Raw genomic sequence first — 16,636 nt, 5'->3', positions numbered from 1 at the left:
AACGTCCTGCACCTGACTGTCCAGATCGTCAAACGCACCGAGCCGGGCTTCGTCGTCCTGCCCGCCGGTGGGTGGTAGAGAGAACGTTCGCCTGGATCAGCAAGCATCGCCGCTGCGTACGCGACTATGAGACCAAGCCCGGCCACCACGAGGCCATGATCCACATCGCCATGATCATGACAATGTCACGCCGACTCGCCCGCACCGGCAACTGGTGACCGAAGTTCCCGGACGCTCACTCAGACCCGGGCCCTGGGGTCAGGAGCCGGGCGCATACGGCAGGATCCGCTGGTCGATGAGGGTGCGGAGCCAGTGGCGCATCGACTCCTCGGTGTCCATGACCTGTGCGAAGCCCGCCTGCTTGATCTTCACCGTGCTCATCAACGCCGGGGGTGGGGCATGCTGGGCGCCGTACGCAAAGTGGAAGTCGGCATAGTGGTGGGATTCGCCCAGCAGGTCCGCCAGCGGTATGCGACGTAGGTTGTGCTCGCGTACCAGATCGTCCCAAGCTGTGGCCTGGGCCGGGAGCCACTTCGCCAGGCGTAGGGGTTCGTCCGGGGCGGTGGGCATGCCCAACTCGTCGGCGATCGCCGGCCACAGGTCGCGCCAGGCGAAGACCTCGCCGTTCGTCAGGTTGTAGGTCTCGCCCCACGCCTGCTTATTCGTCGCCGCCCAGCGGGCCGCGTTGGCGACCAGGCGGACGTCCACCGCTTCCGTGACGTACGGGGCGCCGCCCGGGAAGGCGAACGGGCGGCCGAGGTAGCGGCACAGCGCCGCATACGCGCCGATCACCGGCGGCAGGTTCATCGCCACGCCGTACGTCGGGCCGACGATGAGTTGCGGGCGCAGGATAGTCCAGGCCAGACCGGACGCGCGCAGGTGGTCCTCCTGCAGCCAGTAGAAGTTCGGGTGGTCGTCGCGGGGCTCACGCTCGCGGGCGGGGATCCGGATCGGGTGGCGGTGCACGCCGTAGGCCTTAGCGCCCTGCAGCAGTGTCACGTGCTCGACCTCATTGAGGTTGTCGAGCAGGTTGCGGAACATCTCCAGATTGGCGGCCATCTGCCGGTCGTCGCGCCAGCCTGCGACCAGGCCGGGCATCTCGTGTACGGCCGCATAGACGACATGGGTGACCCCCTTCAGTCTTGTTGCGGCATCGCGAGTCGCGGCGGCGTCGCGCAGATCGACGGACAGGTGGCGTTCCGCGGTGGACGGACGGCGGGACATGCCGATCACGTCCCAGCCGCCCTCCCGGAAGGAGTCGACGGCTGCGGAGCCGACCAGGCCATTCGCGCCGACTACGAGGACCTTCACGTGCGGTCCTCCACCGACAGCTCCTCCGGGTGTGGTGCCGTGTTGCCCAACCAGGTCGGCCTGCCGTGCGTAGGGCGCAGCAGTCCTTCCTGGACCACCGTGGCCACCGGGTCGCCGTCGGCGCGCAGGAACCTCCCCGATGCCAGGCCGCGGGCGCCGCCGGTGAACTCCGCCTGCTGGTCGAAGCACAGCCACTCGTCCAGGCGTAATGGGCGGTAGAACCACATCGTGTGGTCCAGGCTCGCGCCCCGGTAGCGGCCGTCCGACCACACCACGCCGTGGGGCAGCACCGCCGTCTCCAAAAGAGTCAGATCCGAGGCGTACACCAGCAGGCACGCGTGCAGCAGGGGGTCTTCCGGGAGCGGACCGTCCGCCCGCACCCACAGTCGCTGCCCCGGCCGCGGCTGGTGCGTCAGCTCGTGGTCCAGGGCCGCCGGGGGCTCCTCGAAGCGGACGTCCAGCGGCCGCGACCGGCGCCACAGCGGGGTCAGCCGGTCTGTCCGGCCGGCGAACCGGCTCTCCCAGCGCGGGAGCTCGTCCGGGTTTCGCAGCGGCGGCGCGGGCCGGTGGAAGTCGTCGCCGGGCTCCGGCTTCTGGAACGATGCCGAGGCGGTCAGCACGATCCGGCCACACTGGCGGACCGCCACCTCGCGCACGTCGAAGGCGCGGCCCTCCTTGACTCGGGCCACACGCAGATGCAGCGGCTCGGCGGGGTGGACGGTGCCCACGAAGCGGACGTGCAGGCTGTGCACGGGACGCGCCGCTGGCACGGTACGGCCCATCGCCGCGAGGGCCTGCGCCGCGACCTGGCCGCCGAAGACGCGCGGCAGCGGATCGGGGGCGCCGAGGTCGTAGAACTCGTCGGTGTCGGGCTGGACCAGGTCCAGGCGCTGCAGCAGCCTCGCCAGCGCCGTCATCGGTCGTCCCAGGTGAGCAGGGCTGATGTTGCCGTGAGCACGGCGTCGCCGGTGGCGTCGGTGATTCTTTGGGCGACCGTGGTGATGGTCATCGTGCCGCTGTTGCCCGGGCGGACCTTGCGGTCCAGGACGTAGGTGTTCGCGACTACTTCTTCGCCGATGTGCAGGTCGCGGTGCCATTCGAAGGACTGGCGGCCGTGCACGACCGCGCCCTTGGTACCCGTCCAGGCGCGGCAGTCGCCGACCGCGTCGGGTGCCGGGCCGGGTGAGGTCTGCTTGTCTGGAAACCAGCCCCAGTTCGGCAGGGCGTAGGCGTGGCTCGGCGCGATCTCGCCGGCGAAGCCCACGGCCTCGGCGAACTTGCGGGCCGGGCCGCGTTCGACGACCAGGACGCGGGAGGAGACCAACTCGCCGGTCAGTGGTGCTGCGGGATTCGGTGGGCCGAGGGAGACCTGCAGTGTCAGGGCTTTCACGCTGCCGGCCTTGACCGTGCCCGCGAGCTTGGTGGGTTCCGTCTCGGCAAGATCAACGGAGACTTCGACACCCAAGGGTACGGGGGCAGTGAAGCGGGCGGAGCACGACTGCAGGGGGCCGGGAAGGGCGGCGAGTACCCGGCCGAGGGTGAGCATGCCGTGCGCGATAACGCCGTCGAAGCCGGCCTTGCGGGCGGCCTCGTCGTCCTGGTGGATGTCGTTGAGGTCGAGTGAGGCGGCGGCGTAACGGAGCAGGTCGCCGCGGGTGTACGTCCAGGACATCACAGCGGGGTCACCTCAAGCTGGGGCAGGCCGTCCGGAATGTCGACGGTGGAGCCGACGGGTATGGGCGCGCGGAAGCGAATGCGCAGCGGCGGGAGGGGAGTGGATGCGGCGTCACAGAGCAGAGCGACCAGCAGGGAGCCGTGCACGATGGGGTGGCCGAAGCGGGTTCGGGCCGCGAAGGCCGGGTCGAGGTGCAGCGGGTTGTGGTCGTTCACGACGTCCGCCCAGGCGGCGACCATTTCGGGATCGAGACGAATGGCCGTCATGCGGGCCAGTCCAGTAGGAAGTCGACGTCGGCGACGTCGCGTCCGTCGGCGGCGGCCCGTAGCTGTGTGGTGACCCGAACCCGGCGACGACCGTCGCGAACGCCGACCACGTCGGTGTCGACCCTTGCCAGCCAGTGGTTGTCGGCGGGCGGGATGTCGAGGCGGCGCAGGGTCATTTCGACGAGTACGCCGCCGGGCGGCATGGGGCGTCCGCGTGTCCAGGCCAGCCGGGCGACGACGGTGCCGAGTCCGACGGGCGGCTCGGGCGCGCCCCACCCGGTGACGGCGCGATAGGCCTGGTCGAGATCGGGCGGCACAGCCAGGGTCACCCATTCACCCCCGGTGGAGACGTCATCGACGTCCAGTGCGGCGGTCATCGCCCGCCTCGGCGGTCGCCGGCCGGGCGAGCGGGAGCGCAGGTGAGGGTCATTTGCGGAACCTCGCGACCGCGTCCTGGATTGCGGGGCCGGTCGCCGAGGAGGCCTGGGCCCAGGATTCGAATTCCAGGCTTGCTGCGAAGTCTGCTGTTGTTGCCGTGCGGACCGAGGTTTTTACGTCTCTGGCCAGGGCCGGGTCGAGGGCTGCCCACCGTTCTGCTCGTTCGTGGGCCGCGTCTAGGGGGTCTTCTGCCAGGGTGCCTGCCAGGCCGATGTTGACTGCGTCCGGGCCATCCACGCTGCCGCCGTCGAGCAGGAGTTGCAGGGCTCGTTCCGCGCCCAGCGCCCGGGTCAGAAACCACGTGCAGCCACCACCCGGGTGCAGGCCGATCCGGGTGAAGGAGGCGATCAGCTTTGCGCGGGGGCCGACGATGCGGGTGTCGCAGGCCATCGCCAGGTTCAGGCCTGCGCCGACTGCCGGTCCTTGGACCGCAGCGATGGTCGGGATCGGGAGAGCCAGCACTCTTAGGAAGCTGTCGTAGATGCGGTGCAGATCGGCGCGGATCTCGCTGACGGTACGGCCTGTTTCGCCGAACATTGCTGGCAGGTCTGCGCCTGCGCAGAACGCTGTGCCGGCGCCTGCCACCACGAGGGTGCGGGCCTCCGGGTCGGCGGCGATCTGCGAGACCGCCGATGCCAGGGCGTCCCGCATCTCGGCGTCGATCGAGTTGCGCCGGTCCGGGTCGTTCAGGGTCAGCGTCCAGCGGCCGTCCTTGCGGTCCAGCTCCACCTTGCTCATACCAATTCCTCCAGCGACGAACAGCTCAAGCCGCTCTCTTCCATGACAGACAAGCTCACGCGGACGGGTGTCTCCCGGCGCGAAGACGGGGATAGGGATGTCAGCCATTGCCACACCTTGGCGCTGCCGCCGGGGATGAGGGATTCGCCGAGCATCACTGCCCATGAGCGGGTTGTTCCGCGTTCGTCGCGCCAGGACCACAGGCGACGGGTTGACAGGTGGAGCGGGTGTTCCCGGGTTACGCCCATTGCGCCGTGCAGCTGGTGGGCGCCTCGGGCCACCGATGTCGCGGCTCGACCCGTGAGGACTCTTGCCACTGCGACGTGGGCGGGAGTGGGGTCTGCGAGAGCGGTCGAGACGGCTGTGCGGGCCAGGACCAGCTCGGAGGTCATCTGGGCGAGCGTTTGGGCCACCGCCTGGAATTTCAGCAGTGGGCGTCCGAATTGTTCGCGCGTCGTCACGTGTGTGCGGGTGTGTTCCACTGCTGCGTCGAGGGCGCCGACCAGGCCCGCTGCTACCAGGAGGCCGGCCAGGGCGGAGACCTCAGCGGCGGGCTCGGCGCCGGTCAGGATCATTGTGTCTGTCAGGGCCACGTCCAGGGAGACGTCGTCGCGGGGCTCTGCCGCGAGGTTCTGGCCCGGCGTGATGCGTACGCCCTCCGTGTCTGCGGGGACGGCCAGGACGAGCTCCCCTGCGTACACGATCAGGGTTTGGGCCGTGCTTGCCCATGGCACGCGGGTGACCTTGCCGCGGAGCCTGTCCGGCACGACCTCCAGGGTTTCGGCCAGGCCGGGCAGGACGATCGTTGCGATGCCGTCGGGGATGCCGCGCCCCGCGGCCGCGAGCTGACGGGCCGCCAGGGCGGTTTCGGCGAGCGGGACCGAGACGCCGTGCCGGCCTAGGCCTTCGACAAACGCGGCCAGGTCGGCCAGGTCGCCGCCGGAGCCGCCCTGCGACTCCGGTACGCCGATGGTGGTCCAGCCCAGCTCGCACACCGTCGACCAGATGGCCGGCACGCCTGCGGGGTCGCCGCCGTGTCCGGCGAGGACGTCGTCGGCCAGGGAACGCAGCTCGTCGTGGTGCGCGGTGGGCCGGGACGCGCCGCGGGCGATGATCGTGCGCAGCACCTCCGTCGTGCCGCCACGGATCGAGAAGCCCGGTGCCGCGAGCAGACCTTGGGCGAGCAGCCCGGCCGGGCCGTACGAGTTCGGGTCCGGCTCCACGTCGAGCACCGCGCGGGCCGCCTCGTTCACGTCGCGCTCGAACTCCGTGCCCAAATCCTTGAGCACCGCCGCCGCCTGGACCGGCGCGTGGCCCGCGTCCAGCTCGGCCGCGATCTGCCACGCCAGGCCGCGCAGCCCGGCCAGCCGGGCGAGCATCTCGCCCAGGACCGCACGATCCGCCGGGCCCGCGTCGATGGTCGCGGCCAGCAGGGGGTACGTGCTGAGCACCCTTTCCATGCCGCCCCGCTCGAACGACAGCTGCTCGGTGACCTGCGCCCAGCCGTTGCCGACCGCGCCGAGCACATGGTCGCAGGGCACGGCCACGTCGGAGAACGTGACCTCGTTGAAGTGGTGCTCGCCGCGCAGGTCGATGATCGGCCGGACCGTGACGCCGGGTGCGGACATGTCGACGATCAGCTCGGTCAGGCCCGCGTGCTTGTCGTCGCTCTTGCTGGTGCGGCAGAGGACATACGCGTGTGAGGAGCGATGCGCCTGGCTGGTCCAGATCTTGCCGCCGGTCAGCCGCCAGCCGTCGCCGTCCGGGCGGGCCGTGGTGCGGACCGAGGCGAGGTCGCTGCCGGATTCGGTCTCGCTCATGCCGAGGCAGAAGGTCACCTCGCCGCTGGCGATCCGGGGCAGGTATTCCCGCTGCAGCGACGGCGAGCCGTAGCGGAGGATGGCCGGGCCGATCTGGCGGTCCGCTATCCAGTGGGCGGCGACCGGGGCGCCGCCGCGCAGCAGCTCCTCAGTGACGACGAGCCGGGCGCGGTTGGAGCGGGCCTGCCCGCCGAGCTCGCGTGGCCAGGTGATGCCGATCCAGCCGCGGGCGGCGAGGGTCTTGCTGAACTCGGCGTCGTAGGAGCGCAGCCACGCATCGCAGATCGGCGTGAACCGGCCGTCCTGCCACCAGCTATCGACAACCTCCCGGACCTGCCGGCGCAGCTCCGCCAACTCCTGGTGCATGTCAGTGGTCATCTCACATCCTCGAGGTCGGCGGCGGATGGCAGGTCGACGGCGGAGGCGGCTGGCCGCGTCTCGGCTACGGCTTTCTGTGCGACGGCATAGCCGCGGGCCGCTGCGGCGTGCAGGACGTGGGCGGCGGCTGCCCGCTCCCCGGCAGTGATCCGGGCGCGCGGAATGAAGCCGTCCGTGCGTGCCCCCAGCTCTTCGAGGCGACGGACCAACAGTTCGTGGCCGGGCACGTCCGTGGCCAGCTCTTCGAGCACCGGCGACTGGCCGAGCAGCACGACACCCCAGCGGGTGTGCAGCCGGATCAGGGCCTTGGGCGCGGGTGCGGCGGTTACGTGTTCGACAGCGCGAACGAGACGTCGCAGGTCGGCGGCGCCGAAGAGCAGCACCAGCTCGCGGGCCTTCGCGGCCACGTCAGCCGCCCCGCCTCCACCGGGTAGCCGTACGGTCGGGCGGGAAACGGGCCCGACGAAGGACGAGTTGATCCGGCCGCGCAGGTCGACGTTGCTGGCGTCGAGCACTACCCGGTCGAAGCGGTTGCCCATCGCGAGCAGCACGTCGGCGGTGCTGCCGAGCCAGCCCATCGCATCCGCGTAGGCGGGATAGTCGGTTGTGCTCGTCGGTACCTCCGCACCGACCCCGTGAGTGCTGACGCCGGCCTCGAAGACCTGGGTGAACGGCCGGCCCTCCAGCGCGTGCGCGGTGTGCCCGGCGAGCACCGGCCAGTGGAAGCCGGTGAAGACCCAGCCACCGCGCCGGAACTCGCGGGCCGCCCGGGCGAGGAAGTCCACAGTGCTCACTGCCGGACCTCCTCCTTCAGCCAGCTGGCGAAGCCCTCGGGGGTCGCGGAGCGCTGTGAGTAGCGCTGGTACGCGGCCACGTCCCGCGAGTACCGGCCGACCGCCCCGTCTGGCGCGACTGCGCCGGGCGCCTCGACCACCGCGCTGACCAGCACGCCGGGGATGCTGATCCCGGCCCGGCGGACAGTGAGCCGGTCGGCGAGCTGCTCGGCGACCAGCACGGTGGTGCGCGCGGCTTGGGCCGCTACGAGCACCTCGCCCAGAGGCCCCCGAACCACCCCGTTGCCGTCGGGGTCGGCCAGGTCGACATGCACGAACGCCACGTCCGGCACCTCGGCCTTCACCACCCGGGTGGCCCCGAACTCGCAGGAGGCTGTGGTCAGCCGTCCCCGGCTCCAGTCCTCGTCCATATAGCCGGTGCCGGGCAGGTCCGGGACCGGTAGGAACGGCACGCCCCACGCCCCGGCGGTCAACGCCGCGTTCAGCAGCCCGAGGCTCAGCTCGTGCAGCCCCACCGAGGTGTCGCCCGCCTGCGCCGCCCGCCGGAAGTTCCAGGCCGGCGCCGGGCCGACCGGGCTCCAGCAGTGCCCGTACGTGGCCGAGCGCAGCACCCCCGCCCCGAGCAGTTGGTCCATGAGCAGCCCGCCCGAGGCGATGACCGCGTCGATGTCGTGCGCGCCCTGCCGGATCAGCTCGTGGCCGACCGCGAAGAGCTGGGCGCCGAAGTTGCCGAGGTAGACCCGCCGGCCGGGCTGTACGTGCCGGGCGACGGCGTCGGCGAGCGAGAGCCTCACGCGTACGCCTCCGGGAGCATGTGCAGGCCCGCGCCGAGGTGTGCGCCGCCGTCGATCTGGATGAGCTGGCCGGTCATCAGCGAGGCGGCCGGGCTGGCCAGGAACGCGACGAGCTCGGCCACGTCGGCGACGGTGGTCGGGCGGCGCATCGGGGTGGCCTTGTCGACCAGGTTGCCGAGTACGTGGCGGCTGGCCTCCTCGCTGAGCGCGGTCGTCAGCACGGTGCCGGGGCCGAGGCAGTTGAGCCGGATGCCGTCCGTGGCCCACTCCAGGGCCAGGGTCCGGGTCAGGCCGAGCACGCCGGCCCGGGCCGCGATCGAGTGCGCGAGGCCCTGCCCGCCGCGTTCCACGCCTGACAGCGACATGTTGACGACGCTGCCGCGGCTGCGGGCCAGGTACGGGTACGCCGCTTTGGTCAGGTGGAAGACGCTGGTCAGGTTGAGGTCGATGACGGCGGCCCAGCCGCGCGGCGAGATGTTCGTGGCCGGGGCGAAGAACTGGCCGCCGGCGTTGTTGACCAGTAGCCCGATGCCCCGGCGCTCGCCCACCTTGGTGAGCGCGGTGATCGCGGCGTCGTGGTCGCGGACGTCGCAGACGACGTGCTCGAACGAGCCCGGTCCGGCTGCCAGTGCGCCGGTCTCGGCGAGGCTCTCGTCGTGCCGGCCGAGCCCGGTGACGTGGGCGCCGAGTTCGACCAGGCGGACCGCGCAGGCCCGGCCGATCCCGGAGCCGGCGCCGGTGACGAACGCGGAGAGGCCGCTCAGGGCGCCTTCGCGGAGGACTTTGGTGTTGGTGTCGATAGCTGCGGTCATCGGGTGACCTCCTGAGCCGGTGCGGGGGTGCGCGCGGGGCGCTGTCCGTTGAATGTCACGGGGTACTGCGGCACGGCCTCACCGTCGGCCTCGAGCGCGACGACCGCGCCGGGGCGGCGGGCGGTGATGCCGGCCAGGGCGGTGACCGGGTCGAGCACCGGCCCGGCGGGGACGCCCAGGGCGTCCAGCGTCTTGCAGACCTCCGCCACGCACAGGCGGGAGGTCCAGGCCGTGACCGCCGCGTCGAAGGGGCCGGGATCGCGTAGGCGTTCGCTGAGGGCGCCGAGCGGCCCGTCGACCAGCGGTCGCAGCAGCGCCCAGTGCTTGTCGAGGCCCGCGTACACGTAGGCGAAGCCGTCCGCGCACGGGTAGATCCCGGACGGGCAGGTCGCGGCGTCCCGGTCGCCGCGGCCGCGCGGGACCGTGCCCGCCTCGGCGGCCGACAGGAACGCGGGGCCGGCCAGCGCGGTCATCGCGATCTCCTCCATCGGCACGTCGATCTCGACGCCCCGGACCGGTCGGTCGAGCAGCGCCATCGCGGTCGAGAATCCCGCGTACATGCCGCAGAAGACGTCCGTCGGGTAGCCGGCCGAGATCCGCGGGCGGCCCGCCTCGTCGGCGTTGACCGCGGCGAAGCCGCTGACCGCCTGGGCGATCGAGTCGAAACAGGTCCGCGGGTCGTCCGCGCCGTAGGCGCTCACGGTTGTGACGACCAGTTCGGGGTACGCCCGGTGCAGGGTGGCGGCGTCGAGGCCGAGGCGCTCCCGGGTACGCCGGGCGAAGTTGCTCACCACCGCGTGGGCGTCCGCGAGCAGCTCGTTGAGCCGTGCCCGGTCGTCCGGGTCGCGCAGGTCGAGCCGCACCGACTGCTTGCCGGTGTTGTAGGACCGGAACCAGAGGCTGCCGTATGCCGTACCGGTCAGGGCGCGCGACGGATCCCCGCCGAGCGGCTCGACCTTGGTCACCTCGGCGCCGAAGTCGGCGAGCAGCTGGCCGCACACCGACCCGGCGATGTACTGGCTCAGGTCGACGACCCGCAGGCCCCGCAGCGGCGCCGGGGTCATCGTGCCCGCACCAGCCCGAGCGCCTGCCGGCGCAGCAGCTGCGACGGCCGGTAGCGGGGATCGCCGAACGCGTCCGTCATCGACCGCAGGCCCGCGTATACGGTGTCGATCCCTGCGGCCGCCAGATTCTCGAATGGCCCGCGCGGGTGATTCATGGCTAGGCGGAGTGCGACGTCCACGTCCCGAGCGGACGCGGTGCCCTCCTCGACCACCGTCGACGCCTCGTTGGTCATGCAGTACGCGAGCCGGTCCACGACCAGGCCGGGCAGGGCGAGCACCCGTACGGAGGGTGCCTGGAGCTGGTCGAGCAGCCGGTCGACGATCGGCGGAACCTCGACGTTCGCGGCCGGGTCGTCCACGACCTCGGCGAAGAGGGCGCCGTCCGGGCGTTTGTGCAGGTGGATCCAGCCGACGCCGTGGGGCAGTGCGCCGAGCCATCCGCCGTCGGAGCTGTCCAGCACAACGTCGCCCCCGGCGGCCAGCCGCTTGAGGGTGGAGACCTTGTCGGGGGTGGGTGCGCCGCACCGGAAGACGGTCAACTCGCCTTCGAGGCCGAGCCACTCCGACTGCACCGAGAGTTCCGAGGCGGGGCCGGGCACGCGCAGGACCCGCTGGTTGGCCTCGCGCGGGGATTCCTTGGCGTAGTCATAGAAGCCGCGCCCTACCGCGCGTCCGGTCATGCCGCCGCGGACCAGGCCGCGCACCTGGGGGATGGGCCGGTAGCGGGGGTCTCCGAACTCGCGCAGCGCGGTCTCGGACGACGCGAGGTGGGTGTGCAGGCCGGTGAAGTCGAGCAGCTGCAGCGGTCCCATCCGGTGCCCGAGCCCGCCGCGCGCGGCCGCGTCCACGACGGCCGCCTCAACGCCCTGGCTGACCAGCAGCTGGGCCTCGTAGTAGAGCGGGCGGCAGACCCGGTTGACGATGAAGTTCGGGGAGTCTTTGCAGATCACCGCGGTCTTGCCGAGCTGTTCCACGAGGGCGAGCGCGCGCTTGACCGAAGCGTCGTCGGTGGCCGCGCCGACGATGACCTCGACCAGGCGCATCTTCGTGGGCGGGTTGAAGAAGTGCAGGCCTAGCAGGCGTTCCGGGCTGCCGTAGGCCCGGCCCATCTCGCTGACGCTGAGCGACGAGGTGTTGGAGGCGGCCAGCAGGTTGGGGCCACCCGCGGCCGCGACCCGGGCGAGTAGCTCGCGCTTCGCGGCCATGTCCTCGACGACGGCCTCGATCAGCAGGTCGGCACCGCCGAGGGCGGTCTCGACATCGTCGGCGGCCGTGATGCTGACGGTCTCCCCGTCGGCCGACGCCTCCGCTTGGATCCTTTCCAGGCCCGCGCGGCCCAGCTCGGGGGTGAGATCGACGACGCGGACCGGGATGCCGGCCTTGTCCAGAACCCGGGCGATGCCCCGGCCCATCGGCCCGAGCCCGACGATGACCGCGGTCACGAGTCGATCCGCTCGATGACGGCGGCGATGCCCTGGCCGCCGCCCACACACAGGCTGGCGATGCCGTAGCGGGCGTTGCGGCGCTGCAACTCGTGCAGCAGCGAGACCACCAGCCGGGTGCCGCTCTGGCCGGTCGGGTGGCCCAGCGCGATGCCGCCGCCGTTGACGTTGACCTTCTCCTCGTCCAGGCCGAGCACGCGCACGTTCTGCACGATCTGCGACGCGAACGCCTCGTTGATCTCGAAAAGGTCGATGTCGCCGATCTCGAGCCCGGCCCGCTTGAGGGCGAGGGGGATCGCGAAGGTCGGTCCGATGCCCATCATGGTCGGATCGACGCCGACCGCGGCGAAGGAGACCAGCCGGGCCAGCGGGGTGAGCCCGTGCCGTTCGACGGCCTCGCCCGCGGCGACGACCACCGCAGCCGCGCCGTCGGCCATCTGGCTGGCGTTGCCGGCGGTCACCGTGCCGTCGTCCTGGAAGGACGGCCGCAGTTTGGCGAGTCGCTCCGGGGTACTGTCCGGCCGGAACGTCTCGTCCTTGTCTAGCAGGTCGGGAACCGCGACGACTTCGGCGGCCATCGCACCGGATTCCCAGGCCCGAGCGAGGCGCTGGTGACTGCGGGCCGACCAGGCGTCCTGGTCGGCGCGGGAGATGCCGAATTCGCGGGCGACCTTCTCGGCGGTCTGGCCCATGTTCATGCCGCAGATGGGGTCGGTGCCGCCGTCCTTCCACCCGTCGGAGAGCAGGATGTCGCCGCGCCGCACTCCCTCCCACCGCAGGGTGTACGGCGCGATGTACGGCATCGTGCTCATGCTCTCGGCGGCCACGGTCAGCGCGACGTCGGCCTCACCGGTGGTTACCGACTGGTGGGCGAGCTGGATGGCCTTGAGCCCGGACGCGCAGGCCATGTTGATCGTCTGCGCCGGTACGGGAATCGGCACCCCGGCCGCGAGGGACACTTGCCGTCCCGGGTTGGGTCCGTTGCCGGCCTGCCGGCAGTTCGACACGACCGTCTCGTCGACGGCGTCCCCACCGATCCCCGCCCGCTCCAGCGCGGCAGTGCCGGCGAGCCCGCCGAGCTGCACCAGCCGGAGGTCGCGCAGCGAACCGCCGTACCTGCCGTGCGGGGTCCGTACGGCGCTGACCAGAAACGCTTCCCTACCCATGGTGGATCCCTTCAGTTCGCGCGGATCACTCGCTTGCTCTTGTGGGTGCTGCGCGGCAGCGTGCCCTCGGGCAGCACCTCGACGACGGCGCGCACGGTCAACTCGGCCCGCACGGCCCGGGCCAGCTCGTGGGCGAGGTCGGGGGAGCAGTCCGCCTCCACCTCGACGCGCAGCTTGATGCCGGTCAGGTAGCCGGTGACCGGGTCGGTGACGTCGTCGTCGAGCACGATCAGGTATTCACCGCAGGTGCCCGGTGTGCGGCGGACGACCTGTTCGACCGCGGAGGGAAACAGGTTGACGCCGCGGACGACGAGCATGTCGTCGGCCCGGCCCACCACGCCGCCCGGCAGCCGGGCCAGGGTGCGGCCGCAGCCGCAGCGCGCCGAGTCGCGGACTACGATGTCGCCGGTCATCCAGCGGACCAGCGGCGTCGCCTGCTTGTCGAGGTGGGTGAGGACCAGGACGCCGGGGGTGCCGTCGGGAACGGGCTCGTGCGTCTCCGGGTCGAGCACCTCCGCGTACGCGAAGTCCTCGGCGATGTGGCCGCCCGCCTGCTCCTCGCACTCCCAGGCGATGGGCTGGAATTCGAGGCTGCCGTACCCGTCGAAGCACTTTGCGCCCCACCGCTGCTCGATGTGCGCGCGGGTCGCCGGCACGCCTGCGCCGGGCTCGCCGCCGACCTGGATCCGCCTGACCGAGGAGGTGCTGAGCGGGGTGCCGTTGGCCTCGGCCGTCTCGGCGAGATGAAGCATGAACGACGGTGTGCCACTGACGGCCGTGGTGCCATACCGGAACATGGTGTCGATCTGTCGCTGGGTCTCGCTGGAGCCGGCGGGCATGACCGTGGCGCCGATCCGCTCGTAGCCGGCGGTCGCGCCGAGCCCGCCGACGAACCACGCGTAGCCGAAGAGGCACTGGTAGACGTCGGTGTCCCGGATGCCCTGGCTGTATGCCGAGCGAGCGTAGAGGTCGGCCCAGCGGTCCAGGTCGTGCTGGGTCCACAGCACGGGCGTCGGGCCGGAGGTGGTGCCCGAGGAGAAGTGCACCCGGCGGCGGTCCTTTTCGGCCGCGGCGACCGCGGTGCCCCACGGTGGCCGCTCTGCAAGGCTGGCCACGTAGTCGGCCTTGCTGATCAGCGGCAGCTTGCGCAGATCCTCGGGGTCGCGCAGGTCCCGTGGGTCGAAGCCGAGGTCGTCCCACTGCGCGCGGTAGAAGTCGCTGTTCGTGTGGACATAGGACAGCTGCTCGCGGAGCTTGACCAGCTGTAGTTCGGCGATCCGGTCGCGGGACCAGGTTTCCAGCTCGTGCCAGTAGCGTTCCGAGTGCGGGGCGGTCATGCCGGGCTCCTTCGCAGTCCGCCGATGATGAAGTCGGCGTACTCGTTGGCGACCCGCTGGCGGGTGTTGTAGTCACCGCGCTGCGGGTCGTACCAGAGGCTGATCCAGTTGAGGGCGCCGAGCGCGGGCTTGGTGGCGAGCCGGCTGTCGACCTCCCGGAAGACCCCGCCGCGCCTGCCCTCGTCGATCACGTCGGCGAAGAGCTGCTCGTACTGGTCGCGCATGGCGACGACCTTGTCGAGGGCCTTCTGCTGCGCGGGTTGCTCGCGCAGCCGGTGCATCTCGACGGCTTGGACGGCGACCCGCTGGAACGAGTTGCGGGTCATCATCAGACCGGCGTGGTGGTGGACCATCCGCCAGAGTCGGGTCTCCACCGGTAGGCTCTCGTCCGCGGCGATGGGCTGGATCCCGGCGATCATCTCGTCCATTCCGCTGATGACGACGTCGAGGAAGACGTCGGCCTTGGCCCGGTAGTAGTGGTAGACGCGGCCCTTGGTCGCGCCCATCTCCCGGGCGATGTCGTCGATGGTGGTCGCCGCGTAGCCGCTGCGGGTGAACGCGATCGCGGCGGCCTCGAGGATCTCGCGCTGGCCGGGGCCGGCGTGTGGGCGGGCCAGTGGGTCGTCGTCGATCATGCGGCACCGCCCGCGACGATCGCGAGTGGGCGGATGGGGGAGCCGGTGCCGCCGCGGATGGCCAGCGGGGTGGCGACGAAGAAGAAGTCCCAGACTTCGTCGGCGGCCAGGGTAGCGAGGTTCATGGCCTCCATGATGAGGACACCGTTGTCCACGAGGAGGTGGCAATGGACTTCCAGGGCCGGACTGGGTGTCTGCTCATAGGCGACCAGGTCGGCCCCGCTGGCGATGACGCCGTGGTCGGTGAGCCATTTGGCCCCCGACAGCGTCACGCCGGGCGCGCCGGAGTTCGTCCCGAGAAACGTTGCGTTGTCCGTCCACAGTTGGTCCCAGCCGGTGCGGACCAGCACGACATCGCCCGGCTTCGGCCGGGGCCGGGTCGAGAACCACTGCTCCAGCAGTTCAGCCCCGACGCCGTCAGCGGGGGTGAGCTGCCGGCCCAGCGCGACCGTCGCGTCGACCAGGTGGCCGGGCGCGAGAATCGGCGCCAGCTCGTGCACCGAGACCTCTTTCATCCCCTCCGGGTAGGACTGTTGCGCGGTGATGTCGACGCCGCCGTACACCTGGCCGAGGCGGGAGACGTGGGCGAGGCCGTCGACGTGCGTGCCGACGTGACCGCCTGTCGTGATCATCTCGGCGGCCGCCGAGACGCCGTCCGGATACATCACCTCGCCGTGCTGCTTGGTCAGGGTGAAGCTGTACGGCGGGTGGTTCGGGTGGTGCGGGATGCCGGTGTACATGAGCTGGGCGAGGTCGTAGACGCGGCTGTTCGCCGTGGACGGCCAGGCGACGTCGAGGGTCCAGGCGGCGCTCATGCCGTCACCGAAGCCTTGATCGCGCGGCCCAGGACCAGCCGCTGGATCTCGGAGGTGCCCTCGTAGATCTCGAGGATCCGCTGGTCGCGGTAGAGCCGCTCGGCCGGGCACGGCTTGCAGAAGCCCGCGCCGCCGTACACCTGGACGGCGGTGTCGACCGAGGTGTGCGCGACCTCGCTGGCGTGCAACTTGGCCATCGCGCCCAGGACCGAGACGTCGCCTCCGTCCTGGTAGACCCGGGCGGCCTCGAAGGTGATCATCCGGGCCGCGGTGATGCCGGTGGCGATGTCGGCGAGCGGGAACGAGATGCCCTGGTTGTCGATGATCGGACGGCCGAACGTCTGCCGGCGTACGGCCTCCGTGCTCGCGACGTCGTAGCCGGCAAGCGCCACGCCGAGGGACTGCGCGGCCACGCTGATCCGGCCGGCGTTCAGGGTGAGCATCGCCAGTCGCATGCCCTTGTTGAGTTGGCCGAGCATCTCGTCGTCGGCGACCCAGGTGTCCAGCTTGAGATTGCTGGTCTGGGTGCCGCGGATGCCCATCTTGTCCTCGTACCGGTCGATGGTCACACCCTCGGCGTCCTTGTCGACCATGAACGCGGTGATGCCCCGGGTGCCGGCCTGCGGGTCGGTCAGCGCGAACACCACGTAGTGCTGCGAGGCCCCACCGTTGCCGATGTAGATCTTCTCGCCCTTGATGCGCCAGCCGTCGCCCTCGCGGACTGCGGTGGTGCGGATCCGGGCCGCGTCGCTGCCGGCGCCCTCCTCGGTGAGCGCGAAGCTGACGGCCTGCCCCGCGGCCATCCCGCCCAGGTACTTGCGCTGCTGCTCCGGCGTGCCGGCCAGCACGAGCGGCGTGCCGCCCAGCGCGTACGCGGTCAGGATCGCTCCGGTCGAGGCGCAGGCCCGGGACACCTCCTCGATCACCGCGCAGGTGGTCACGAAGGAGGCGCCCTGCCCGCCGTACTCGCGGCCAACGAACAGGCCGGCGAGGCCGCTCTCGACGAGCGCTTTTACGCTCTCCCACGGGTAGCGTTGGTCGCGGTCGAGCTCCTCGGCCAGCGGCGCGAAGCGCTCGGCGGACAGGTTGCGGGCGAGGTCACGCCAGCGGCGGCCGTCCTCGTCGAGCTGCGGTTCCCAGATCACGGACAC

Annotated in this window: 18 protein-coding genes; 1 reads left to right on the top strand and 17 read right to left on the bottom strand. The window is 71.3% G+C overall.

The features are described 5' to 3' along the window. The first annotated feature begins 71 nt into the window (after positions 1-71). Positions 72-218, top strand: coding sequence for a hypothetical protein (locus ACFOYX_RS16555; RefSeq protein WP_336636349.1), 147 nt, complete (start codon positions 72-74; stop codon positions 216-218). Between the two features lie 40 nt (positions 219-258). Here the strand turns inward: ACFOYX_RS16555 and ACFOYX_RS16550 are convergent, their stop codons facing one another. From ACFOYX_RS16550 to ACFOYX_RS16470, 17 genes are read right to left on the bottom strand one after another with little or no spacing between them, the layout of a single operon-like run. Continuing rightward, entirely contained in the window at positions 259-1,311 is a 1,053-nt protein-coding gene (locus tag ACFOYX_RS16550) for an NAD-dependent epimerase/dehydratase family protein (protein WP_322443046.1), read from the bottom strand. Beyond that, positions 1,308-2,228: an acyl-CoA thioesterase domain-containing protein gene (locus tag ACFOYX_RS16545; protein ID WP_322443045.1), complete on the bottom strand. Its 921-nt coding sequence runs from the start codon at positions 2,226-2,228 to the stop codon at positions 1,308-1,310. The genes ACFOYX_RS16550 and ACFOYX_RS16545 overlap by 4 nt, the downstream gene beginning before the upstream one ends. Continuing rightward, on the bottom strand, positions 2,225-2,983 hold the full coding sequence (locus ACFOYX_RS16540; protein ID WP_322443044.1) for a MaoC/PaaZ C-terminal domain-containing protein: 759 nt from the start codon (positions 2,981-2,983) through the stop codon (positions 2,225-2,227). The genes ACFOYX_RS16545 and ACFOYX_RS16540 overlap by 4 nt, the downstream gene beginning before the upstream one ends. Beyond that, positions 2,983-3,252 (bottom strand): MaoC/PaaZ C-terminal domain-containing protein, encoded by a 270-nt coding sequence (locus ACFOYX_RS16535; protein WP_322443043.1) that lies wholly within the window; start codon positions 3,250-3,252, stop codon positions 2,983-2,985. Before ACFOYX_RS16535 ends, ACFOYX_RS16540 begins: the two co-directional genes overlap by 1 nt. Further along, positions 3,249-3,629: a hypothetical protein gene (locus ACFOYX_RS16530; RefSeq protein ID WP_322443042.1), complete on the bottom strand. Its 381-nt coding sequence runs from the start codon at positions 3,627-3,629 to the stop codon at positions 3,249-3,251. The genes ACFOYX_RS16535 and ACFOYX_RS16530 overlap by 4 nt, the downstream gene beginning before the upstream one ends. Before the next feature lie 49 nt (positions 3,630-3,678). Continuing rightward, entirely contained in the window at positions 3,679-4,428 is a 750-nt protein-coding gene (locus tag ACFOYX_RS16525) for an enoyl-CoA hydratase (protein WP_322443041.1), read from the bottom strand. Beyond that, the gene (locus ACFOYX_RS16520) at positions 4,425-6,626 is read right to left on the bottom strand and encodes an acyl-CoA dehydrogenase family protein (RefSeq protein ID WP_322443040.1); all 2,202 of its coding nucleotides are present in this window, start codon (positions 6,624-6,626) and stop codon (positions 4,425-4,427) included. Before ACFOYX_RS16520 ends, ACFOYX_RS16525 begins: the two co-directional genes overlap by 4 nt. Further along, entirely contained in the window at positions 6,623-7,420 is a 798-nt protein-coding gene (locus ACFOYX_RS16515; protein WP_322443039.1) for a co-chaperone HscB, read from the bottom strand. Before ACFOYX_RS16515 ends, ACFOYX_RS16520 begins: the two co-directional genes overlap by 4 nt. Beyond that, the gene (locus tag ACFOYX_RS16510; RefSeq protein WP_322443038.1) at positions 7,417-8,214 is read right to left on the bottom strand and encodes a CoA-transferase; all 798 of its coding nucleotides are present in this window, start codon (positions 8,212-8,214) and stop codon (positions 7,417-7,419) included. Before ACFOYX_RS16510 ends, ACFOYX_RS16515 begins: the two co-directional genes overlap by 4 nt. Continuing rightward, entirely contained in the window at positions 8,211-9,026 is an 816-nt protein-coding gene (locus tag ACFOYX_RS16505; protein ID WP_322443037.1) for an SDR family oxidoreductase, read from the bottom strand. Before ACFOYX_RS16505 ends, ACFOYX_RS16510 begins: the two co-directional genes overlap by 4 nt. After that, positions 9,023-10,090: a CoA transferase gene (locus ACFOYX_RS16500; protein WP_322443036.1), complete on the bottom strand. Its 1,068-nt coding sequence runs from the start codon at positions 10,088-10,090 to the stop codon at positions 9,023-9,025. Before ACFOYX_RS16500 ends, ACFOYX_RS16505 begins: the two co-directional genes overlap by 4 nt. After that, the gene (locus ACFOYX_RS16495) at positions 10,087-11,532 is read right to left on the bottom strand and encodes a 3-hydroxyacyl-CoA dehydrogenase NAD-binding domain-containing protein (protein WP_322443035.1); all 1,446 of its coding nucleotides are present in this window, start codon (positions 11,530-11,532) and stop codon (positions 10,087-10,089) included. The genes ACFOYX_RS16500 and ACFOYX_RS16495 overlap by 4 nt, the downstream gene beginning before the upstream one ends. Beyond that, a complete protein-coding gene (locus ACFOYX_RS16490; RefSeq protein WP_322443034.1) occupies positions 11,529-12,698 on the bottom strand; it encodes a thiolase family protein in 1,170 nt (389 codons plus the stop codon). Before ACFOYX_RS16490 ends, ACFOYX_RS16495 begins: the two co-directional genes overlap by 4 nt. Before the next feature lie 11 nt (positions 12,699-12,709). Further along, entirely contained in the window at positions 12,710-14,035 is a 1,326-nt protein-coding gene (locus ACFOYX_RS16485; protein WP_322443033.1) for an AMP-binding protein, read from the bottom strand. After that, on the bottom strand, positions 14,032-14,670 hold the full coding sequence (locus ACFOYX_RS16480) for a TetR/AcrR family transcriptional regulator (RefSeq protein ID WP_322443032.1): 639 nt from the start codon (positions 14,668-14,670) through the stop codon (positions 14,032-14,034). Before ACFOYX_RS16480 ends, ACFOYX_RS16485 begins: the two co-directional genes overlap by 4 nt. Further along, positions 14,667-15,485, bottom strand: a complete 819-nt coding sequence (locus ACFOYX_RS16475) for a cyclase family protein (protein WP_322443031.1) — start codon at positions 15,483-15,485, stop codon at positions 14,667-14,669. Before ACFOYX_RS16475 ends, ACFOYX_RS16480 begins: the two co-directional genes overlap by 4 nt. After that, complete coding sequence (locus ACFOYX_RS16470) at positions 15,482-16,636, bottom strand: acyl-CoA dehydrogenase family protein (RefSeq protein ID WP_322443030.1); 1,155 nt, start codon at positions 16,634-16,636, stop codon at positions 15,482-15,484. Before ACFOYX_RS16470 ends, ACFOYX_RS16475 begins: the two co-directional genes overlap by 4 nt.

It is taken from the genome of Micromonospora sp. GCM10011541 (assembly GCF_042650725.1).
Taxonomy (GTDB): Bacteria; Actinomycetota; Actinomycetes; order Mycobacteriales; family Micromonosporaceae; genus Micromonospora; species Micromonospora sicca.
Note: the sequence above shows the minus strand (reverse complement) of the source record. Positions and strands in the feature narration are given on the sequence as shown.